Raw genomic sequence first — 20,458 nt, 5'->3', positions numbered from 1 at the left:
TGCAACCCGAAGGAACCGCCGCTGCTGGCGCCATGCTCGCTCAGGCGCCGGTTAGCGTCTCAAGGGCAGGTCTCGCCAAGGATCAGTTCGGTGGGCAGTTGGCGGTCTTCTCTGGGCGCCAGCCCCAGGATCATGCGCGCGGCGATGCGTCCTTTCTCGACGCTGTCCTGGCGCACGGTGGTCAGGCGTGGGGACCGATACTGGCCCTCGGCGATGCCGTCGAAGCCGGTCAGGCGCAGGTCATCGGGAATGCGCAGGCCGCGCTGTTCGGCCAGGGTGAGCACGGTCAGGGCGATGCGGTCGGACATGCACAGTAAAAGATCCGGGCGCTCGTCATCCGGCAGATCAAGGATCGTCTCGATCACCGGGGCGCAGACCTCGAAGGTGTTCTCCTCGACGTTCCACATCGGCACGCTGGCTGGGTCGATGCCGTGTTCGGCGAAGGCGCGGTGGAAGCCGACAAGTCGCGAGCGGGTGATGGTACGGTCGGCGGGCAGCAGTTCCTGGTCCGGGCTGATCCGGGCGTTGCAGGGATGCTTGGTGAGCCGCAGGTTGATGACCCCGGGACGACGTGCCGACGTGCGCAGGGCATGGCTGGCGATCGCGTAACTGGCTGGCTCGTTGTCGATATGCACCGCTGGGTAGCCCTCGAGGTCGAAGTCTACCGCCACCAGTTGACGCTGGCCGAGTTGCGGCAGCTCATCGAGCATCATCAGGCTCGGCATCAGGCCGTAGACGATGTAGCCGTCGGCGATGCTCGACGAACCGGGAACCTGGGAAGCGTCCTGTCGACCCGACAGCAGCAGCAGGGTATGACCGTGGGCATCGAGGACCTCGGCGACCCCCGACAACAGCTCGCTGGCCACTGCGTCGTTGAGGCTGTAGGTCAGGCTCTCGGCCAGCACCACGGCGATGATGCGCGAGCGGCCGGTACGCAGGCTGCGTGCCTTAGCATCGGGGCCGCGATAGCCGAGCCGCTTGGCTTCGCTGAGGATGCGTTCGCGCAGCTTGGGTGAGAGCTGATCGGGGCGGTTGAAGGCGTTGGAGACGCTGGCGGTGGACACGCCCAGCTCAGCGGCCAGTTCCTTCAGGGTCATACGGGAAGGCGAAGACACGTGGGGATTCGGCTCTCGGGTCAGGGACAGTACTGTATCGATTTAGTTAGGGCCCTACTATAACCAGCGAAGCCGTCGATGAACAGGTTCCCCTACTCACGGGCCCTCCGTGCGGTGTGATCAAGGCGACCCATCCGCGCCGCGGGCGGATAGGTTGCCTTGTGTTCTCCCGATTCAGGGCTGCACCAGCCAGGCAGTGGTGCCGGGCATCAGGTACAGGGTGGTGCCCTGCCGGGTTGGCGCGGGCATGCCAGGCAGACTGATGGAGCGCGCGTCCTCAAGCCCCGGCGCCAGACCCTTCAGGGCGATTTCGGCTGGGGCATCGCCATGGCCGAGGTGCGCCAGGCACAACATATGCTGGTTGCCCAGCATACGGATCACGCCGAAGACGCCCTCGGGTAGCGCCTTAGGATCGATCAATTGCTGTTCGCCCTGGCGCAGCACCTCGCTTTCCCCGCGCAGCTTAAGCAGCTCGCGTACCCGATTCAGCAGGCTGTTGGGGTCGGCCTCTTGGCGATCGACGGCGAGTGGTCGATGGGGCGCGTAGACCGGCAGCCAGGGCTTGACGCCTTCGGTACAGAAGGCGCCGTTGTCGGCCGCGACCCATACCATCGGCGTGCGGCAGCCGTCGCGACCCTTGACCTCCGGCCAGAGGTTGATGCCGAAGGGATCCTGGAGGTCCTCATAGGCCAGCTCGGCCTCGGCCAGGCCCAGCTCCTCGCCCTGGTAGAGACACAGGCTGCCGCGCAGCGAGCACAGCACGGTCAGCGCCAGCAGGGCGCGCTCCTCGCCCCAACGGCTGGCGCTGCGGGCGACGTCGTGGTTGGACAGCGCCCAGCACGGCCAGGCGTCGTCACCGATGTCGGCGAAGCGTGACAGTACCCGGTACAGCGCGGCGGCCTCGCCGGTCGAGTCCAGCAGATCGAAGGTGTAGGCCATGTGCAATCGCGACTCACCCTGGGTGTAGGCGGCCATGATCGGCAGGGGGTTGCTGCCACCGATCTCGCCTACGCTGGTGGACCCCGGATACTCGTCGAGCAGGGCGCGGATGCGCTCGAGAAAGGCCAGGTTCTCGGGCTGGTCGGTGTTGTGGGTGAGAAGCTGATAGCTGCGCGGGTGACCCCGCCGTCGATACCCGTCCGGCGAGGGCGGGTTGTCGGTCAGCGCTCGGTCGTGGAAGTAGAAGTTGGCGGTGTCGAAGCGAAAGCCGTCGACGCCGAGTTCCAGCCAGAAACGCAGGTTGTCGAGCTGCGCCTGCTGCACCTCGGGGTGGTGGAAGTTGAGGTCCGGCTGGCTTGCCAGGAAGTTGTGCAGGTAGTACTGGCAGCGCCGCGCATCGAAGGTCCAGGCCGGCCCACCGAAGGCCGCCAGCCAGTTGTTGGGGGCAGAGCCGTCGGGTTTGGGATCGGCCCAGACATACCAGTCGGCCCTGGCATTGGCCCGGTCGCGGCGGCTCTCGGCGAACCAAGGGTGGCGGTCGGAGCTGTGCGACAGTACCTGGTCGATGATCACCTTGAGGCCCAGGGCGTGGGCGCGCTCGATCAGCGCACGGAAGTCGTCGAGGGTGCCGAACATGGGATCGACGTCGCAATAGTCGCTGACGTCGTAGCCGAAGTCGTCCATCGGCGAGGTGCAGATCGGTGACAGCCAGATGGCATCGACCCCCAGGCTCGCCACGTGGTCGAGTTTCTCGGTGATGCCAACCAGATCACCGATGCCGTCTCCATTGGCGTCCATGAAGCTGCGCGGGTAGATCTGATAGAGGGTGGCGCCACGCCACCAGTCGTGACGATCGCCGTGGTGCCAGGACGAAGGTGTCATGCATGCTCCTTGGGGGAAGGCCACGACGGCCCTCCGTTGGAGGACACGCCGTCGGTGGCCGAGGGCAGGCCTACGTGAAGGCGCTGTGAACCCTTCCTTGGGCGCTACATTCGCCATCCATGGCGAATGACCTTCACTGCGACCTGCCCTCGGCGTCTTCGCCGGGGAAGGTGAAAATAAGCGTTCTTAGGTTCGAATAAGCTTTCTTACCAGCCGCGCCGGCCCAGGCGTTCGAGCTCGCGGCTCAGCTGCTGGACGGCACCGGCCCCGTCGAGCTCGCCGGAAAGCACCTGGTGGGTGCGGTTGAAGAAGGCGTTGGAGACCCGGGCATAGGCATCGCCGGTCACCGAGGCGGGACGCGGCACGCCATTGGTCAGGGTCTCGTAGAGATCGTTCATCGACGGATTGCTGGCCAGCACGTCCTCGTCCTGGTAGAGCGATTCGATGGTCGGGTTACGGCCCATCTTGACGGCATGTGCCTTCTGCTGCGGCTCGGCGGTGATGTAGGCGGCCAGGTCGGCGGCCAGTGCCGGATGCTCGGAGTAGCGCGATACGGCGACGTTCCAGCCGCCCAGGGTGGCCTTGGCCTCGCCTTCCGGACCATGAGGCAGGCTCGCCATGCCGATCTTGCCGGCCACCTCGCTGCCCTCGCCGTTGGCCAGCGACCACACATAGGGCCAGTTGCGCAGGAAGAGGGCATTGCCGGACTGGAAGATCCCGCGAGTCTCCTCCTCGGTGTGGTTCAGCGCGCCTTCCGGCGCGATGGTGCCGACCCAGGAGGCGGCCAGGTCCAGCGCGGCGGCGGCTTGCGGATTGTCGATGGTCACCTCTCCCTCGCCATCGACAATGGTGCCGCCGCCGTGACTCGCCACCCACTCCAGGGCGTTGCAGGTCAGGCCCTCGTAGGCGCGGCCCTGGAAGCTGAAGCCCCAGAAGTCGTCGTTGCCGGCCTCGCGTTCGGCGGCCTGAATCTCAGTGGCGGTCTCTGTCAGCTCTCGCCAGGTCTTCGGGACCTCATGGCCGTATTTCTCGAGCAGGTCCTTGCGGTAGTAGAGCACGCCGGCATCGGTGTACCAGGGCATGGCCACCAGGCGGCCGTCGATGGTGTTGTTGTCGACCAGCGCCGGGAAGAATCCCTCGGTGGCATCCGCCGGCAGGTACTCGGAGAGGTCCACCAGGTGGTCGTCGAGCAGACCCGGCCAGACGATATCGACCAGCATCACGTCGATGTCGCTGGACTGGCTGCCCAGCAGCTGCTGGTAGAGCGACAGCTTCTCGGTGCCGTCGTTGGGTGTGGAGATGACCTTGACGCTGTTGCCGGTCTTGTCGGCCCACTGCTGGGCGAGCGCCGGGCAGTAATCTGAGGAGTCGCCGGCGCCGCAGGCGATGGCGATCTCCTCCGCCAGTACCTGGGGGGTGGCCAGGGCCGCACCGCCGAGCAGCAGGGCGCCGGCGCCCCCCTTCAGCAGGTGCATGGCGGGACGTGGCAAGGATATGACGAGGTTAGGCATTCCAAGAGTCTCCAGAGTTGTGGTTGTGGTCTGGTCAGGAGGACGCCGGTCGGGACAGCGTCCTCCTTGGGGAGAACCTGTCAGCGCAGCTCCAGCCAGGCGGCGGTGCCCGGCGCCAGCGTCAGGGCGCGGCCCTCCATGTCGGGGACCGCCATGCCCGGCAGCGCGAGGCTGCTCCAGCCGGCGATGCCGTCGACCAGGGAATCGGGGGCGATCGACGCCGGCGAGTCGCCGCGGCCCAGGTGGGCCAGGCACAGCAGGCGCCGGTCGCCGAGGGTGCGAATCACAGCGAAGACGTCGTCTGGCAGTGCTTCGGGGGCGATCAATTGCTGGTCCCCCTGGCGCAGCACCTCGCTTGTCCCGCGCAGCTTAAGCAGCTCGCGTACCCGATTCAGCAGGCTGTCGTGATCGGCCTCCTGGCGGTTCACCGCCAGCGGCACATGATGTCGGTACACCGGTAGCCAGGGGGCGACGCCCTCGGGGCAGAAGCCGCCGTTGAAGCTGTCGTCCCAGATCATTGGCGTGCGGCAGCCGTCGCGGCCCTTGATCTCGGGCCAGAGGTTGATGCCGAAGGGGTCCTGCAGGTCCTCATAGGCCAGCTCGGCCTCGGCCAGGCCGAGCTCCTCGCCCTGGTAGAGGCACAGGCTGCCGCGCAGCGAGCAGAGTACGGTCAGCGCCAGCAGGGCCCGCGCCTCGCCCCAACTGGTGGCGCTGCGCACCACGTCGTGGTTGGACAGCGCCCAGCACGGCCAGGTGTCCTCACCCAGCTCGGCGAAGCGCGCCAGCACGCCGTGCAGCTCGCCGGCGTCACCGGTCGAGTCCAGCAGGTCGAAGGTGTAGGCCATATGCAATCGCGACTCACCCTGGGTGTAGGCGGCCATGGTCGGCAGCTGGTCGTTGCCGGCGATCTCGCCCACGGTCGTGGACCCCGGGTACTCGTCGAGCAGGGCGCGGATGCGCTCGAGGTAGGCCAGGTTCTCGGGCTGCTCGATGTTGTGGCGCTGGAGCTGGTAGCTCTGGGGGTTGCCGGGGTTGACCCGCTCGCGGGGCATGGGCGGGTTGTCGGTGAGGGCCGGGTCGTGGAAGTAGTAGTTGACCACGTCGAAGCGGAAGCCGTCGACGCCGAGGTCGAGCCAGAAGCGCAGGTTGTCGAGATGGGCCTCGCGCACCTCGGGGTGGTGAAAGTTAAGGTCCGGCTGGCTGGGCAGGAAGTTGTGCAGGTAGTACTGGCGGCGCCGGGCGTCGAAGGTCCAGGCGCGGCCGCTGAAGGCCGCCATCCAGTTGTTGGGCGCCGTGCCGTCGGGCTTGGGGTCGGCCCAGACATACCAGTCGGCCTTGGGATTGGTGCGGTCCTGGCGGCTCTCCTGGAACCAGGCATGCTGGTCGGAGCTGTGCGACAGCACCTGGTCGATGATCACGCGCAGCCCGAGCCCATGGGCGCGGTCGACCAGCGCGCGGAAGTCGTCGAGGCTGCCGAACATCGGGTCGACATCGCAATAGTCGGCGATGTCATAGCCGAAGTCGTCCATTGGCGAGGTGAAGAAGGGCGACAGCCAGATGGCATCGACATTGAGGCTCGCCACATGACCGAGCTTTTCGGTGATGCCCTTGAGATCACCGATGCCGTCGCCGTTGGCGTCCATGAAGCTGCGTGGGTAGATCTGATAGAGGGTGGCGCCGCGCCACCAATCGTGGCGGTCGCCTTGTAGCAGGGATGAAAGGGTCATGCGGGCTCCTTTGAGAAGGCCATGACGGGCCTCCCTTGGTGAAAATACCGCCGGCGGGCTGGGCTTTCCCGAGGACAGGCCGCCGTGAAGGCGCAATGAACCCATCCCTGGGCGCTACATTCGCCATCCATGGCGAATGACCTTCACTGCGACCTGCCCCGGCGCCTTTTCCGGGGAAGGTTCAACTAAGCGTTCTTAGGTTCCAATAAGCGTTCTTACCAGCCGCGGCGGCCGAGGCGCTCGAGTTCGCGGCCCAGCTGCTGGACCGCGCTGGCGCCGTCGAGCTCGCCGGAGAGCACCTGGTGGGTGCGGTTGAAGAAGGCGTTGGACACCCGCGCATAGGCATCGCCGGTCGCCGTGGCGGGACGCGGCACGCCGTTGGTCAGGGTCTCGTAGAGCTCGCTCATGGAGGGGTTGCTGGCTAGCACCTCCTCGTCCTGGTAGAGCGCCTCGATGGTGGGGTTCATGCCCATCTGGATGGCATGGGCCTTCTGCTGCTCCCGGGAGGTGATGAAGGCGACCAGGTCGGCGGCCAGTGCCGGATGCTCGGAGTAGCGCGACACGGAGAAGTTCCAGCCGCCCAGAGTGGCCTTGGACTCGCCTTCGGGACCGTGGGGCAGCGCTGTCATGCCGATCTTGCCGGCCACCGCGCTGCCCTCGCCGTTGGCCAGCGACCACACATAGGGCCAGTTGCGCAGGAAGAGGGCATTGCCGGACTGGAAGATCCCGCGAGTCTCCTCCTCGGTGTGGTTCAGCGCGCCTTCCGGCGCGATGGTGCCGATCCAGCTGGCGGCCAGGTCCAGCGCCGCGGCGGCTTGCGGGTTGTCGATCGTCACCTCGCCTTCGCTATCGACGATGGTGCCGCCGCCGTAGCTGGCCACCCACTCCAGGGCGTTGCAGGTCAGGCCCTCGTAGGCACGCCCCTGGAAGCTGTAGCCCCAGAAGTCGTCGTTGCCGGCTTCGCGCTCGTCGGCCTGGATCTCGGTGGCGATCTCGGTCAGCTCTCGCCAGGTCTCGGGGACCTCATGGCCGTACTTCTCCAGCAGATCCTTGCGGTAGTAGAGCAGGCCGGCATCGGTGAACCAGGGCATGGCCACCAGGCGACCCTCGACGGTGTTGTTGTCGACCAACGCAGGGAAGAAGCCCTCGGTGGCGTCTGCCGGCAGGTACTCGGAGAGGTCCACCAGGTGGTCGTCGAGCATGCCCGGCCAGACGATATCGACCATCAGTACGTCGATGTCGCTTGACTGGCTGCCCAGCAGCTGTTGATAGAGCGACAGTTTCTCGGTGGCGCTGTTGGGGGTGGAGACGACCTGCACGCTGTGGCCGGTCTTCTCGGCCCACTCTTGGGCGGCGATCGGGCAGTAGTCGGCGGCGTCGCCGGCGCCGCAGGCGATGGCGATCTCCGCGGCCATGGCGTTCTGGGCAGCCAGCGCCGAGCCTCCCAGGATAAGGGAGCCGATCAGGGCGCGTTGATACGGTTTGGTGGTTTTGTGGCTCATGGAGTGGACTCCTGGTGTTGCCGTTAGTGTTGTCGTTGTATGGCGCGGGAGGCCGGAGATGATCTCCCGCTCCCTGCCTGCCCGACCCTCGGGCTCAGGGATGCCAGCTCGCTTGGCCCGGGTGGTCGTCAGGACAGCGGGCGATGGCGATGCCGAAAGGCGGAAGCGTGAGTCGGCCAGCCTGCCAGGCGCCGTTGACCATCGCCGGTGCGTCGTCGAGGGGGCGGGCGTCCTGAGGGGCGTTCAGCTCACGGGGCTCATCGGTGAAGTTCAGTGCCACCAGCAGGCGTTCGCCCCGATGATGGCGTTCGAGACAGATGACGTCGTCACGCAGCGGGTGATAGTGGACCTCGCCCTTGACCAGTGTCGGCTGGGTGCGGCGGAAGGCCAGGAAGGCGCGAGTGGCGTTGAGCAGCGAGTCCGGATCGGCGTCCTGCTGGTCCACGGCCAGGCCCAGATGCTCGCGGGGCACCGGCAGCCAGGGGGTTCCCGTGGAGAAGCCGCCGTGGTGGGCATCGGCCTGCCAGGGCATGGGGGTGCGGCAGCCGTCGCGGCCCTTGTAGGACGGCCAGAAGGTGATGCCGGCGGGGTCGACCAGCTGCTCGAAGGTAAGCTCGGTCTCGGTCAGGCCCAGCTCCTCGCCCTGATAGAGGCAGATGCTGCCGCGCTGGGTGAGCAGGAAGGCCAGATACAGGCGCAGCCTGGCGGCATCGCCCTCGGCACCCCAACGGCTGGCCAGTCGGGTGACGTCGTGGTTGCCAAGTGCCCAGCACGGCCAGCCGTCGCCGATGCGCGCCTCCATCTCGGTCAGCGGCGCCAGCAGGTCGGCAGGCGCGGCCTTGTCGGTCAAGAGGTTGAAGGAGTAGCACATGTGCAGGCGGTTACCGCCCTGGGTGTACTCGGCCATCACGCCCAGGGAGTCATCGTCGCCGACCTCGCCGACACTGGTGGTACCGGGGTATTCGTCGAGCAGCGCGCGCAGCCGCTCGAGGAAGGCCAGGTTCTCCGGCTGGGTCTTGTCATAGAGGTGGCGCTGGTAGCCGTAGGGATTGTCGGGGCGCACGCCGATAAAGCCTTCCTGGATGTCCCCTCTCGGCGGATTGTCCTTGAGCTCGCCGTGGGTGCAGAAGTTGACCGCATCCAGGCGGAAGCCGTCGACGCCGCGCTCGAGCCAGAAACGCACCTCGCCGAGGATGGCCTCGACCACCTCCGAATTGCGGAAGTTCAGATCTGGCTGCTCGACCAGGAAGTTGTGCAGGTAGTACTGGCAGCGGCGGGTGTCCCACTGCCAGGCGGAGCCGCCGAAGATCGCCTGCCAGTTGGTGGGCGGGGCGCCGTCGGGCTTGGGGTCGGCCCACACGTACCAGTCGGCCTTGGGATTGTCGCGGCTCTGTCGGCTTTCCTGGAACCAGGCATGCTGGTCTGAGGAGTGCGAGAGCACCTGGTCGATGGTGACCCTGAGGCCGCGAGCATGGGCGGCCTCCACCAGACGGTCGAAGTCCTCGAGGGTGCCGAACATCGGGTCGACGCCCCGGTAGTCGCTGACGTCGTAGCCGAAGTCCTTCATCGGCGAGGTGAAGAAGGGCGATAGCCAGATGGCGTCGACATTCAGCGAGGCGATGTAGTCGAGCTTGTCGATCACGCCCTGCAGATCGCCGATGCCATCGCCGTCGGTGTCCTGGAAGCTGCGCGGGTAGACTTGGTAGATCACCGCGCCTCGCCACCAGTCGTGATCGTCACCCTGAGGGGAGCGAGAGAATGTCATAGGGGCTCCTGGCGACGGGAGCCGGGGCTCCCGTCGGTGGTACGGATGGTGGTGGGGAGGGGCGTTCAGGCCACCTGACGCTGCGTGGCGAGACCCAGCGCCTGATCGTCGGTGTCAAACAGATGGACGTGCTCGGTGTCGGGCACCAGTGCCACCCGCTGGCCGATCTTCCACTGGCTGGGCGCCTCGCTGCGGTGGATCAGCAGGATGTCGCCGGCCTTGGGCTCGAGATAGACATAGACCTCGTTGCCCAGATACTCGACATTGACGATCTCGAAGCTGTTCTCGCCCTGAGCGTCGGTCAGGCGCAGGTGTTCGGGACGCACGCCCAGGGTCAATTCGGCAGCGCGGGTCTCGCCACTGGCATCCTGGGGCAGGGCCAGTTCGCCGAGCCCCGGTGTCGTGATCCGGCAGCCGTCGGCGTCGCCCTCGAGCAGCTTGGCTGGCATGAAGTTCATGGTCGGCGAGCCGATGAAGCCGGCGACGAACTTGGTGGCCGGTTGTTGATAGAGGGTCTGGGGGCTACCGACCTGCTCGATGCGGCCGTCGCGCAGCACCACGATCTTGTCGGCCAGCGTCATGGCCTCCACCTGATCGTGGGTGACGTAGACCATGGTGGAGCCCAGACGGTGGTGCAGGCGGGAGATCTCGTTGCGCATCTGCACGCGCAGAGAGGCATCCAGGTTGGATAGTGGCTCGTCGAACAGCAGGATGCGCGGCTCGCGGGCCATCGCCCGGCCCATCGCCACCCGCTGGCGCTGCCCGCCGGAGAGTTCCTTGGGCTTGCGGTGCAGGAGTTCCTCGAGTTGCAGGATGCGGGCGGTGGCCATAACGCGGTCGTCGACGGTTTCCTTGGCCATCTTGGCCAGCTTGAGGCCGAAGGCCATGTTCTCGTAAACCGTCATGTGCGGGTAAAGGGCATAGGACTGGAAGACCATGCCCACGCCACGCTCGCGGGGGGGCAGGTCGTTGACCACGCCGTCGGCGATCTTGAGATCGCCATCGGTGATCGACTCCAGCCCGGCGATCAGGCGCAGCAGGGTGGACTTGCCGCAGCCGGAGGGCCCGACGAAGACTACGAACTCGCCATCCGCGACCTCGAGGTCGACGTCCTTGATGATATGGGTGTGGCCGAAGACTTTGTTGATCTTTTCCAGGGTCACGCTTGCCATCTTACGACTCCTTGCCGGCCTCTCGGGCCGGCCTTCTTGTAGGTGGTTAACGGTCGAGCTTGAGGTAGGCAGCCTGGTAAGCGGGCAACGTCAGGGTGTCGCCGTCGAGCGCCGAGGCGAAGCCGTGGCCCTGGAGTGGAGTACCGGACCGCGGCAGCGTCGTGCTCAGGGTCTCGCCGCCAAGGTTGAAAACGCACAGCAGCGCCTCGCCGCCTTTCTCTCCATCTGCCTCGCGGATGAAACCGAGCAGGTTCTCGCCGACGTCGACCAGGCTGAGCTCGCCGTCGACCAGCGCCGGGTGGTCGCGGCGGAAGGCCAGCAGGGTACGGGTGGCGTTGAGCACCGAGCGGGCCTCGTCCTGTTGGTTCTCTACGGCGAGCGGCAAATGGCGGGGCTCGACCGGTAGCCAGGGCTCGACGGTAGAGAAAGCGCCTTGGGGGGCATTGCGCCAGGGCATCGGCGTGCGACAACCGTCCCGGCCCTTGAATTCCGGCCACAGCACCTTGCCATAGGGGTCCTGGATGCGTTCGAAGGGCACATCGGCCTCTGGCAGGCCCAACTCCTCGCCCTGGTAGAGACAGACGCTGCCGCGCAGCGACAGCACCATGGCCAGCGCCACCTTGGGGTAGGCGACGGGGTCTTCCTCGGCGCCCCAGCGGGTCGCGCTGCGCACCACATCGTGATTGGACAGCGCCCAGCAGGGCCAGGCATCGCCCGCCAGGCGCTGGAAGCGTTCGATCACCTCACGGATGTAGGCGGGCGAGTGCGGGTCGTTGAGCAGGTCGAAGCCGTAAGCCATATGCAGCTTGTCGCCGCCGGCGGTGTACTCGGCCATGCGCTCGAGCGGGTTATCGTCGCCGATCTCACCGACCGTGGTAGTGCCGGGGAACTCGTCCATCAGGGCACGCAGTTCCTTGAGGAAATCCAGGTTTTCCGGACGGCTGAGGTCATAGACGTGACGTTGCCAGGTATAGGGGTTGGTGTCCGGCGCCCCCAGGGTCTTGGCCTCGCCCGCCGGCACCGGCGGGTTGTCACGAAGCTCAAGGTCGTGAAAGTAGAAGTTGACAGTGTCGAGACGGAAGCCATCGACGCCGAGCTCGAGCCAGAAGCGCATGTTGTCGAGCTGGGCTTTTCTTGCCTGCGGATTGTGGAAGTTCACGTCCGGCTGACTTTCCAGGAAGTTGTGCAGGTAGTACTGGCGACGGCGCGAGTCGAAGGTCCAGGCCGAGCCACCGAAGATCGACAGCCAGTTATTGGGTGGCGTGCCATCGGGTTTGGGATCGGCCCACACGAACCAGTCGGCCTTATCGTTGGTGCGATCGGCACGGCTCTCCTGGAACCAGGGATGCTGATCCGAGGTGTGGCTGATCACCTGATCGATCATCACCTTCAGGCCCAGGGCGTGGGCACGTTCGAGCAGCGCCTTGAAGTCATCGAGGGTGCCGAACATCGGGTCGACGTCGCGGTAGTCGCTGATGTCGTAGCCGAAGTCGAGCATCGGTGAAGTGAAGAAGGGTGACAGCCAGATGCCATCGACATTGAGGCTCGCCACGTAGTCGAGTTTCTCGGTGATGCCCGGCAGGTCGCCGATGCCATCGCCGTTGCTGTCCAGGAAGCTGCGCGGATAGATCTGGTAGATGACGCCACCGCGCCACCAGAAGGTTGAGTCTTGCATCTTGGAGTCCATCGATGACATGAGGCTTATCCCTTGACGGCGCCGGCGGTGAGACCGGAGACGATGCGGCGCTGGAAAATCATTACCAGAATGACCAGCGGTACGGTGACGGTGACCGAGGCGGCCATGATCGGCCCCCAGGGCAGCTCGTGCTGGCTACCGCCGGAGATCAGGGCGATGGCCACCGGCACGGTGCGCTGGTCGTCGGTCAGGGTGAAGGTCAGGGCGAACAGGAATTCGTTCCAGGCGGCGATGAAGGCCAGCAGGCCGGTGGTCGCCATGGCCGGCCACATCAACGGCAGAAACACCTTGATGATGGTTTCCCAGGGCGTGGCGCCGTCCATGATGGCGGCCTCTTCGAGCTCCATGGGCAGCTGACGCATGAAGGTGGTCAGCACCCAGACGGTGAAGGGCAGGGTGAAGATGGTGTAGCTCAGTATCAGGCCGCCGGGATTGTTGTAGAGATTCAGGGTGCGAATGACCTCGAACAGCCCGGAAAGCACCGCCACCTGGGGGAACATCGACACGCCCAGCAGCGTGAGCATCACTGTGGTGCGGCCACGGAAGCGCACTCGGCCCAGGGCATATGAGGCGGTGATGCCCAGCAGCAGGGCGATGAACACCACCGAGAGAGAGATGAAGATGGAGTTGAAGATCGCACGCACGAAGCTTTTCTGAGTGAAGATCTGGATGTAGTTGCTGAAATCCACCGATGACAGCCAGAAATCCACCTGGAAGAGCTCGCTCGACGGTTTCAGCGAGGTGATCACGGCGTAGTAGAAGGGGAAGATGGCATAGACCATTACCACGGCGATCAGGGCCCACTTGCCGAGCTGCTTGGCGAGTTTGATGAGCTGGTACTGGTTCATTGGTCGACTCCCAGTTGACGGCGGCCCAGGTAGAGATAGATCACCACGGCCAGGGCGATGATCAGGAACAGCAGCGTCGAGGCGGCGCTGCCGTAGCCCACGTCCTGAAACTCGACCAGCTGCTGACGGGCGTAGATCGACATGGTCATGGTGCTGGTCGAATTCGAGGTCAACACGTAGATGACGTCGAACACGCGCAGGGCGTCGAGCAGGCGGAAGATCACCGCGACCAGCAGGGCGGGCGTGATCAGCGGCAGGGTGACGCGGAAGAACACCTTGACCGGATGGATGCCATCGACCTCGGCGGCTTCGTAGCAGTCCTTGGGCAGCATCTGCAGGGCGGCCAGCACCAGCAGAGCGACGAAGGGAATGGTCTTCCAGACGTCGACCATGATCACTGCCCACATGGAAAGGTCGGCATCGGCGGTCCAGGCCAGAGGCGCATCGATCAGGCCCAGGGTCATCAGCAGGTGATTGATGATCCCGAACTGGTCGTTGAGCATCCAGGCCCACATCTTGGCCGAGACGATGGTGGGAATGGCCCAGGGGATCAGCACCGCGGCCCGCACCAGCATGCGGCCCTTGAACTCGGCGTTGAGCAGCAGGGCGACGATGATGCCGAACACCACCTCCAGCGACACCGACACCAGGCTGAAGTAGACGGTGTTCCACACCGAGTTCCACCACACTGGGTCGGTGAGCAGGCCGTACCAGGCGCCATTGTCATAAACCAGGTAGTTTTCGAAGCCGATCCAGGCGGCGCCGGCAGTATCCGACAGCGAGGCATCGGTGAGGCTCAGGTAGAAGGTTCGCAGCAATGGCCAGCCGGCCACCAGGACCAGGGCGACCAGCATCGGTGTGAGAAAGGTCCAGGCGGCACGGACCCGCTGACGGCGGACCTTGGTACCACGATAGCCGGCCTTGGTTGAGCGCCCCGTTTGGGGGGCGCTTTCGGTTGCGGGTGTGGACATGATGACCTCCGGTTACCAGCGACGACGCTTGATGCGTGACAGTTCGCTGTCCAGCTGAGACACCGCCTCGGCACCGCTTTGGTCGCCGGACAGTACGCTATGCGCTGCATTGAAGAAGCTGTTGCTGACGCGGCCATAGTTGTCGCCAGTGGGAGCGGAAGGGCGGGCGACGGCATTGGTAAAGGTGTCGTAAAGCGTGCCGAAGAAGGGCACGGCCTCGAGGACTTCTTCATCGTCATAGAGGCTGGCGATGGTCGGGTTATAGGCGCCCTGGATAGCGCGACGCTTCTGCTCGGCCTCGCCGGTCAGGAAGGCCACCAGATCGGCGGCGACCTCGGGAGACTCGGTGTACTTGGAGACCGCCAGGTTCCAGCCGCCCAGGGTCGCGGCACTCTCGCCTTCAGGCCCATGGGGCAGCTTGACCACGCCGACCTTGCCGGCCACGTCGCTGTCTTCGCTCTGGGCCAGTGACCAGGCGTAGGGCCAGTTGCGCATGAACACCGCATTGCCGGACTGGAAGATGCCGCGAGCCTCTTCCTCGGTGTAGTTGAGCGCGCCTTTCGGCGAGATATCGCCGATCCAGCTCGCCGCCAGATCGAGTGCCTCGGCGGCTTTGGCGTTGTCGATGGTGATCTCGCCGTCGGCGTCGACGATGCTGCCGCCGCCGTGGCTCGCCACCCACTCGAGTGCGTTGCAGGTCAGGCCCTCATAGGCGCGGCCCTGGAAGACGTAGCCCCACAGCTTGTCGTTGCCGGCGGCCCGTTCGGCGTCCTGAATCTCCTCGGCGATGGCGGTCATCTCTTGCCAGGTTTCGGGCGCCTCATGGCCGTGCTGCTCGAGCAGGTCCTTGCGGTAGTAGAGGACGCCTGCGTCGGTGAACCAGGGCATGGCCACCAGGCGGTCGTCGACGGTGTTGTTGGTGACGATGGTCTCGAAGTGGCCCTCGGCGGCATCTGCGCCGAGCGCCTTGTTGAGGTCGAGCAGGTGGTTGGCCAGCAGGCCTGGCCAGACCACGTCGATCTGCATCACATCGATGTCGCTTGATTGGGCAGAGAGGATCTGCTGGTAGAGTGACAGCCGCTCGGTGGAGGAGTTGGGGGTCGAGACGATGTTGACGCTATGGCCGGTCTTGCTTTCCCAGGCCTTCACGCCTTCTTCACACAGGGTCAGCTCTGCACCGACGGCACCGCAGGAAATCGTCAGTTCAGCGGCCTGGGCTTGAGTGGCAGCGGTGCCGGTAATGCTGGCCAGGGCGATGGCAGGTATCAGCTTCTTGATCATCAGGCATTCCTCGTCGTGTTCTTGTTGTGGGTGGGCGAACGACCCTTGGTGAGTATCAAGGCCGGTTGAAGCATCAGGTCTAACTTAATCGTTTAAGTTAAGTGGTGAATGAACACTAGCCGTGGCACCTGCTGCCATCAACCTAGACTTTGGGTGCTTATACTTTGGTCTTGGTTTTCCATCCGGGCCTCGCTGGCCCGGCTCAGGCAGAAAATAGTCTAAGGAAGGTTAGATTAGAGCGATAACAGGAAGAGAATCAGCGGCGGGGAAAGCAGCGAGAGAATGAAGCCGCTGACCACGGCGATGGGCACGCAGGTCACGCCGCCATGCTGCTGGATCACCGGCAGGGTGAAGTCCATCGAGGTGGCTCCTCCATAGCCGATGGCCAGTGGCGTGGCGCGATGAATCACCAGGGGGATCAGAATAAAGGCCATCAATTCCCTTGCCAGATCGTTGAAGAAGGCGACACCGCCCATCAGCGGACCCAGCTGATCGCCGATCAGGATGCCGGACAGCGAGTACCAGCCAAAGCCGGCGGCCATGGCCAGTCCTTCATTCCATTCAAGCGACATCAGAGGCGCGGCGATCAAACCGGCGACCAGCGAGCTCGCCACTACCGTGGCGGCGATCGCCAGGCCGTGACGGTTGAGCAAGATCTGGCGTAGCGACATACCGGAGTTGCGAAGCTGGCAGCCGATCAGTGCCAGCAGCAGGTAGAGCACCCACTCGGCCAAGGTTTCGGCGCCGCTATGCAGGCCCTCTATGGCTAACGCCTTGCCGATCAAGCCCAGCAAAACGCCCGCCACTACCACCGTGACCAGCAGCAGTGAGCCGCCCATGGCAGCAAGCTTACTGGTCGGGGCGTTCTTTACGACTGGTGCGCCGCTTGTATGCAGGGCACTGCGCCGCGACAGCCACCATAAGGCGGGTAGATTGCAGGCAGCGGTGATCAGAAACAGCAGCAGGGTCTGACCGCCCAGGCGCGACAGCTGTCCACTCAAGTTATCCAGTCCGGCGAGGCCCATCCCCATCAGTAGCAGGATGATGTAGATGGCACCATTCACGGCGCGATTCACCCCCGCCAGCAGGCCTTTATGGGTCAACGGCACCAGATAGCCGAGGATAAGGGGCAGTAAAACGATCAGCAGGCCGGACAGCATCGAAACTCCATGCATGCGGGGTCGCCGACGCGGCGACCGGAAGGCGCCACTTTAACGAGACTCTTATATGAGGAGAAATGATTTTCACTGATAGGGAATCAGCAAACGTCATGACCAAGAGCGCTGCTTTATGCGCTTACTTCGTCTGCCGTCTGCCGTCTGCCGTCTGCCGTCTGCCGTCTGCCGTCGGGCAGTGCCGAGCTGGTCGCGCCCTGGTTGGCCCCCTAGTTTGCCTTGGCCAGGTCGTTAAATCGCAGGCGCCTCAGGCTCAGGCGGCTCGTGCGTTCACCGTCCTTGAAATAGTCGGCCGCCAGCAGTAGGCCCGGTACCTCAGGAGTGAAGGTCAGTCGAAGGTCGCGACCGGGGTGATCGCCACGCCAAAGCGAAATGGTAACCGCCGGGAAGCTGCCGGCCGGCAGGTCGAGGGTGGTGGTCTCGAGGCGGCGGTAGTGATAGCGCTTTGTCTCGCCCTTGTAGTTGGTATACGTCAGGGTGCATGGCGCCACCTGGGGGTGCCAGCAGGAGGCCTGGCTGGCTTGTCGAGACAGCTCGAATAGTGCCGCCTGGCGGTCGGGCCAAGCCTCGAGTTCGCCCTGGCCCATGTGGTAGTCCTCACCAATGCCTAGCAGCGAGTAGCCGCTTTCGTAGTCACTACTATTCACTCCGTTCTCATCGATCGTGAAGCGACTGCGCTCCCAGCCGTTCGCCACCGCCACGGCCGCACGCATTTCACTTATCCAGGCATCACCCCGGCGCTTGAGGGTGTGGTTGATGTTCGCATCTGGCCAGCCCTCTATTTCCAGTCGGTAGGTGGCGTCGAAGGCGCGCGGCGATGAGGACGTATCGGCCGCCCAGGCGCTGAGGGGCATGGCAGAGGTGGTGATAAGGGCAAGGACCAGGCTTGGCAGCAGGGCCGGCGGGTGTGGCTTGCGCCTGAGTGAGGCAAGTATCATCGGTATTGCTCCCGAGCCTGCGTGTCGAAGGGGTACGCCTATCACCATGCTTCTGATAAGTGGCAGGAGGAAAGGTTCCACGGCTATCGTTGCCAGGTATTGCGCGCTAACCTGCTAGAGCAACCGCTATGGCATCGCGATTCGTCGAGGTCGTGATGCTCAGTCACTTATGGACAAGAGGATGTTTCGATGGCCAAGCTATTGTTGATTGCCGGCGACTTCGTCGAGGACTACGAGATCATGGTGCCCTTCCAGGCCTTGCAGGCCATGGGCCATCAGGTGGATGCGGTGTGCCCGGACAGGCGTGAGGGCGATAGCGTCAAGACGGCCATTCACGATTTCGAGGGAGACCAGACCTACACCGAGAAGCCGGGGCATAACTTTGCGCTCAACGCGACCTTCTCAGAGGTCGACCTTGCCGACTACGACGGCCTGGTGGTACCCGGTGGTCGGGCGCCCGAGTATCTGCGCCTCGATGAGCGGGTACTTGATATCGTGCGTCACTTCTTCGATACCGATAAGCCGGTCGCAGCAATCTGCCACGGGGCGCAGCTGTTGGCGGCCGCGGTATCCCTGGACAAGCGCCGTGTCTCCGCTTATCCGGCATGTGCACCCGAGGTTCACCTGGCCGGTGGTGACTTCGCCGATATCGCGGTGACCGATGCCATTACCTGCGGCAAGCTGGTGACCGCACCCGCCTGGCCCGCGCACCCGGAATGGCTCAAACAGTTTAATGCCCTCTTGTAACAATAAGCGCAAGGGTAACAACAAGTGCAAAAACAGTCGGTCATGACCATACCTTGAGAGGAGCATGCCCGCTGATTAGGGTCAGGCGCCGCGAGGTGTCTGACCCGGTACCTTGAGCATTGAGCCCGTCATCATCGCCACTTTTCTGATCAAGTGTCAGGTCTTGCCGGTGCACCTCGCCGTTGCTTCGCACTCCCCGGTGCCTTGCGTATGATAGTGTTCATCAGCCTTTCAAGGCTGCCTGCTTCTGATGTTTCACCCCTTTTATGATGGTCCCGTCGATGACCACCAAGCATGCCTCCACCCGCGACACCTTGATTCAGGTCGGCGCCGAGCTGATTGCCGAGCAGGGCTACCATGCCACCGGCATCAATGCCGTCCTTAAGGCATCAGCGGTGCCCAAGGGGTCCTTCTATCACTATTTCGCCAGCAAGGAGGATTTCGGGCTGGCCGTGATCGAAGCCTTCGCCCAGGCCTATGAGCAGCGCCTCGACGCATTGCTTGAAGATGACGGTTTTCCATTGGACCGTCTGCTACGCTTCTTTGCCGCCGGCCGTGACGAGATGGCCGGCTGTGATCACAGCCGGGGTTGTTTGATCGGTAATCTCGGCCAGGAACTGTCGGCGCGCAACGCCCAGTTTCGCGAGCGGCTGGACGGCATCCTGCGCGAGTGGGAACGACGCTTCACGCGCTGTCTGGAGGATGCCCGTGCTTTAGGGGAGATCGCCCCGGATGCCGATACCGAGGCCCTGGCGAGTTTTATCCTGAGTGGCTGGCAGGGGGCCTTGTTGCGGGCGAAGACCCTCAAGTCGGTGACGCCGATGGAGCACTTCGAGGCCGTCCTATTTGACCGGGTGCTGCACTGAGCCTCAAGCCGTCATGCCCTTTCAGGCCTGTGCCGTTTGGCGGGCAATCAAGAGCACCTGTCTGGTGTTTCCTCACTCGTTGTTGCTTCTTTTCTCGATGCTGCTTCTTTTCTCGATGCTGCTTCTTTTCTCGATGCATGTGAGGCTGAAGCGCGCCGCGGATGGCTGTTCAGTGACGTTAGTATCCGGCGGCGGGGTCGACACTGGGTACGTGTTCGCCAGCCTGCCACGCTTTCAAGGTCTCGATGACCTGATCAAGGGCGGCATCGCGGGGCGTGGGGGCGGCCATGTGCGGTGTGATCAATACTCGCGGGTGCCCCCAAAGCGGGTTGTCTGCAGGCAGTGGTTCGGTGTCAAACGCGTCCAGCACCGCCCCACGCAGCCGCCCTACGCCTTCGCCGTTTGTCTTGTCGTCACTCTCTTCGCCTCCGGTTGGCCCCAGCGCCTCAAGTAACGCGACTTCATCGATCAAGCTGCCGCGTCCGGGATTGATCAGGCTGGCGCCGTCGGGTAGCGCCGCCAGTGTCTCTGCATTGATGATCTGTCGGGTTGCCTGTGTATTTGGCAACAGTGTCACCAGGCTCTTGACCTGGCCGAGCAGCGCGGTGAGCCCTGCCTCGCCGTGATGGCACGTGACGCCGTCCAATGTCTTGGAGCTGCGGCTCCAGCCGTGGACGGGGAAACCATCGTCTGACAGTGCTTGCGCCACGCGTGCGCCGATAGCGCCGAGCCCCAGTACGCCAATGCCCCACTCCGCCTTGGGTGTCAGCGGCTGCTCCTGCCATTGGAACCGTCTCTGCTGGCGAGCGTAGCAGTCAAAGTCTCGCTGGAAGTGCAGCACGCCGTAACGAACATAGTCGATCATAGGGCCGGCCATACCGGCATCTCGCAGCTTGACGATAGGGATTCCCGCCGGAAGGGAAGGGTTGTTGAGCAGGGAGTCGACGCCTGCGCCAAGGTTGATGATGCCCTTGAGCCCCGTCTGCTCCTCGAAAAGCCAGCTGGGTGGCTGCCAGACGACAAGGTAGTCGGCGTTCTGACGGTCTTCCAAGGCGGCGTCGCTGGTCATCACCTTGGCCGTTGGCAGGGCACTGGCGATGGCAGTTTGCCACTGCTTGGCATCGGCTGCGTGAATCAGGATCTGCATGGCAGTAGGCTCCCTTGGGATAGTTCTGGTGAGAGGAGAGGGTACTTTTAATAGTCGGCGAGAAAAGACCATAAAGCCTTTGACGGAGGGCTCGACGCCGGTGCTAGTATCAGCACTAGGTCAATGACCAAATATTGTCATAATTAAGTGTCGCGCAGTTTAAGGCAATCGCCGTT

General features: G+C 64.2%; 16 protein-coding genes. 2 read left to right on the top strand and 14 right to left on the bottom strand.

Annotation, left to right across the window (positions count from 1 at the left end):
* Positions 1–59: 59 nt before the first annotated feature.
* The 13 genes from ETC27_RS01765 to ETC27_RS01705 all read right to left on the bottom strand — a co-directional run bounded on the left by ETC27_RS01765 (position 60) and on the right by ETC27_RS01705 (position 17,522).
* Entirely contained in the window at positions 60–1,115 is a 1,056-nt protein-coding gene (locus ETC27_RS01765) for a LacI family DNA-binding transcriptional regulator (RefSeq protein WP_205742661.1), read from the bottom strand.
* 174 nt (positions 1,116–1,289) lie between these two features.
* Positions 1,290–2,936, bottom strand: a complete 1,647-nt coding sequence (locus ETC27_RS01760; protein WP_136253257.1) for an alpha-amylase family glycosyl hydrolase — start codon at positions 2,934–2,936, stop codon at positions 1,290–1,292.
* 206 nt (positions 2,937–3,142) lie between these two features.
* Positions 3,143–4,447 carry an ABC transporter substrate-binding protein gene (locus ETC27_RS01755; RefSeq protein WP_439331783.1) on the bottom strand — a complete coding sequence of 435 codons (1,305 nt, stop codon included), beginning with the start codon at positions 4,445–4,447 and terminating at the stop codon, positions 3,143–3,145.
* Between the two features lie 80 nt (positions 4,448–4,527).
* Complete coding sequence (locus ETC27_RS01750) at positions 4,528–6,174, bottom strand: alpha-glucosidase (RefSeq protein WP_136253256.1); 1,647 nt, start codon at positions 6,172–6,174, stop codon at positions 4,528–4,530.
* A 215-nt stretch (positions 6,175–6,389) separates the two neighbouring features.
* Positions 6,390–7,676, bottom strand: coding sequence for an ABC transporter substrate-binding protein (locus ETC27_RS01745; protein WP_136253255.1), 1,287 nt, complete (start codon positions 7,674–7,676; stop codon positions 6,390–6,392).
* Between the two features lie 94 nt (positions 7,677–7,770).
* The gene (locus tag ETC27_RS01740) at positions 7,771–9,441 is read right to left on the bottom strand and encodes an alpha-amylase family glycosyl hydrolase (RefSeq protein WP_136253254.1); all 1,671 of its coding nucleotides are present in this window, start codon (positions 9,439–9,441) and stop codon (positions 7,771–7,773) included.
* 65 nt (positions 9,442–9,506) lie between these two features.
* Entirely contained in the window at positions 9,507–10,613 is a 1,107-nt protein-coding gene (locus ETC27_RS01735; RefSeq protein ID WP_136253253.1) for an ABC transporter ATP-binding protein, read from the bottom strand.
* 46 nt (positions 10,614–10,659) lie between these two features.
* Positions 10,660–12,288, bottom strand: a complete 1,629-nt coding sequence (locus tag ETC27_RS01730) for an alpha-amylase family glycosyl hydrolase (RefSeq protein ID WP_136253252.1) — start codon at positions 12,286–12,288, stop codon at positions 10,660–10,662.
* Positions 12,289–12,314: 26 nt separating this feature from the next.
* Entirely contained in the window at positions 12,315–13,157 is an 843-nt protein-coding gene (locus ETC27_RS01725) for a carbohydrate ABC transporter permease (protein WP_136253251.1), read from the bottom strand.
* Entirely contained in the window at positions 13,154–14,128 is a 975-nt protein-coding gene (locus ETC27_RS01720; RefSeq protein ID WP_136253250.1) for a carbohydrate ABC transporter permease, read from the bottom strand. The genes ETC27_RS01725 and ETC27_RS01720 overlap by 4 nt, the downstream gene beginning before the upstream one ends.
* 12 nt (positions 14,129–14,140) lie before the next feature.
* Positions 14,141–15,406: an ABC transporter substrate-binding protein gene (locus ETC27_RS01715; protein WP_136253722.1), complete on the bottom strand. Its 1,266-nt coding sequence runs from the start codon at positions 15,404–15,406 to the stop codon at positions 14,141–14,143.
* A gap of 236 nt (positions 15,407–15,642) precedes the next feature.
* The gene (locus tag ETC27_RS01710) at positions 15,643–16,569 is read right to left on the bottom strand and encodes a LysO family transporter (RefSeq protein ID WP_136253721.1); all 927 of its coding nucleotides are present in this window, start codon (positions 16,567–16,569) and stop codon (positions 15,643–15,645) included.
* 224 nt (positions 16,570–16,793) lie between these two features.
* Positions 16,794–17,522: a hypothetical protein gene (locus tag ETC27_RS01705; protein WP_136253249.1), complete on the bottom strand. Its 729-nt coding sequence runs from the start codon at positions 17,520–17,522 to the stop codon at positions 16,794–16,796.
* Positions 17,523–17,711: 189 nt separating this feature from the next.
* On the opposite strand from ETC27_RS01705, the gene ETC27_RS01700 reads away from it, so the two are divergent.
* On the top strand, positions 17,712–18,269 hold the full coding sequence (locus ETC27_RS01700) for a DJ-1/PfpI family protein (protein ID WP_136253248.1): 558 nt from the start codon (positions 17,712–17,714) through the stop codon (positions 18,267–18,269).
* Between the two features lie 281 nt (positions 18,270–18,550).
* A complete protein-coding gene (locus ETC27_RS01695) occupies positions 18,551–19,135 on the top strand; it encodes a TetR/AcrR family transcriptional regulator (protein ID WP_136253247.1) in 585 nt (194 codons plus the stop codon).
* 178 nt (positions 19,136–19,313) lie between these two features.
* Here ETC27_RS01695 and ETC27_RS01690 read toward each other — a convergent pair whose 3' ends face one another.
* The gene (locus tag ETC27_RS01690) at positions 19,314–20,282 is read right to left on the bottom strand and encodes a 2-hydroxyacid dehydrogenase (RefSeq protein WP_136253246.1); all 969 of its coding nucleotides are present in this window, start codon (positions 20,280–20,282) and stop codon (positions 19,314–19,316) included.
* Between the last annotated feature and the right edge of the window lie 176 nt (positions 20,283–20,458).

This window comes from Onishia niordana, assembly GCF_004798965.1.
In the GTDB taxonomy this organism is placed as follows: Bacteria; Pseudomonadota; Gammaproteobacteria; order Pseudomonadales; family Halomonadaceae; genus Onishia; species Onishia niordana.
This window is presented reverse-complemented; position numbering and strand designations above follow the sequence as displayed.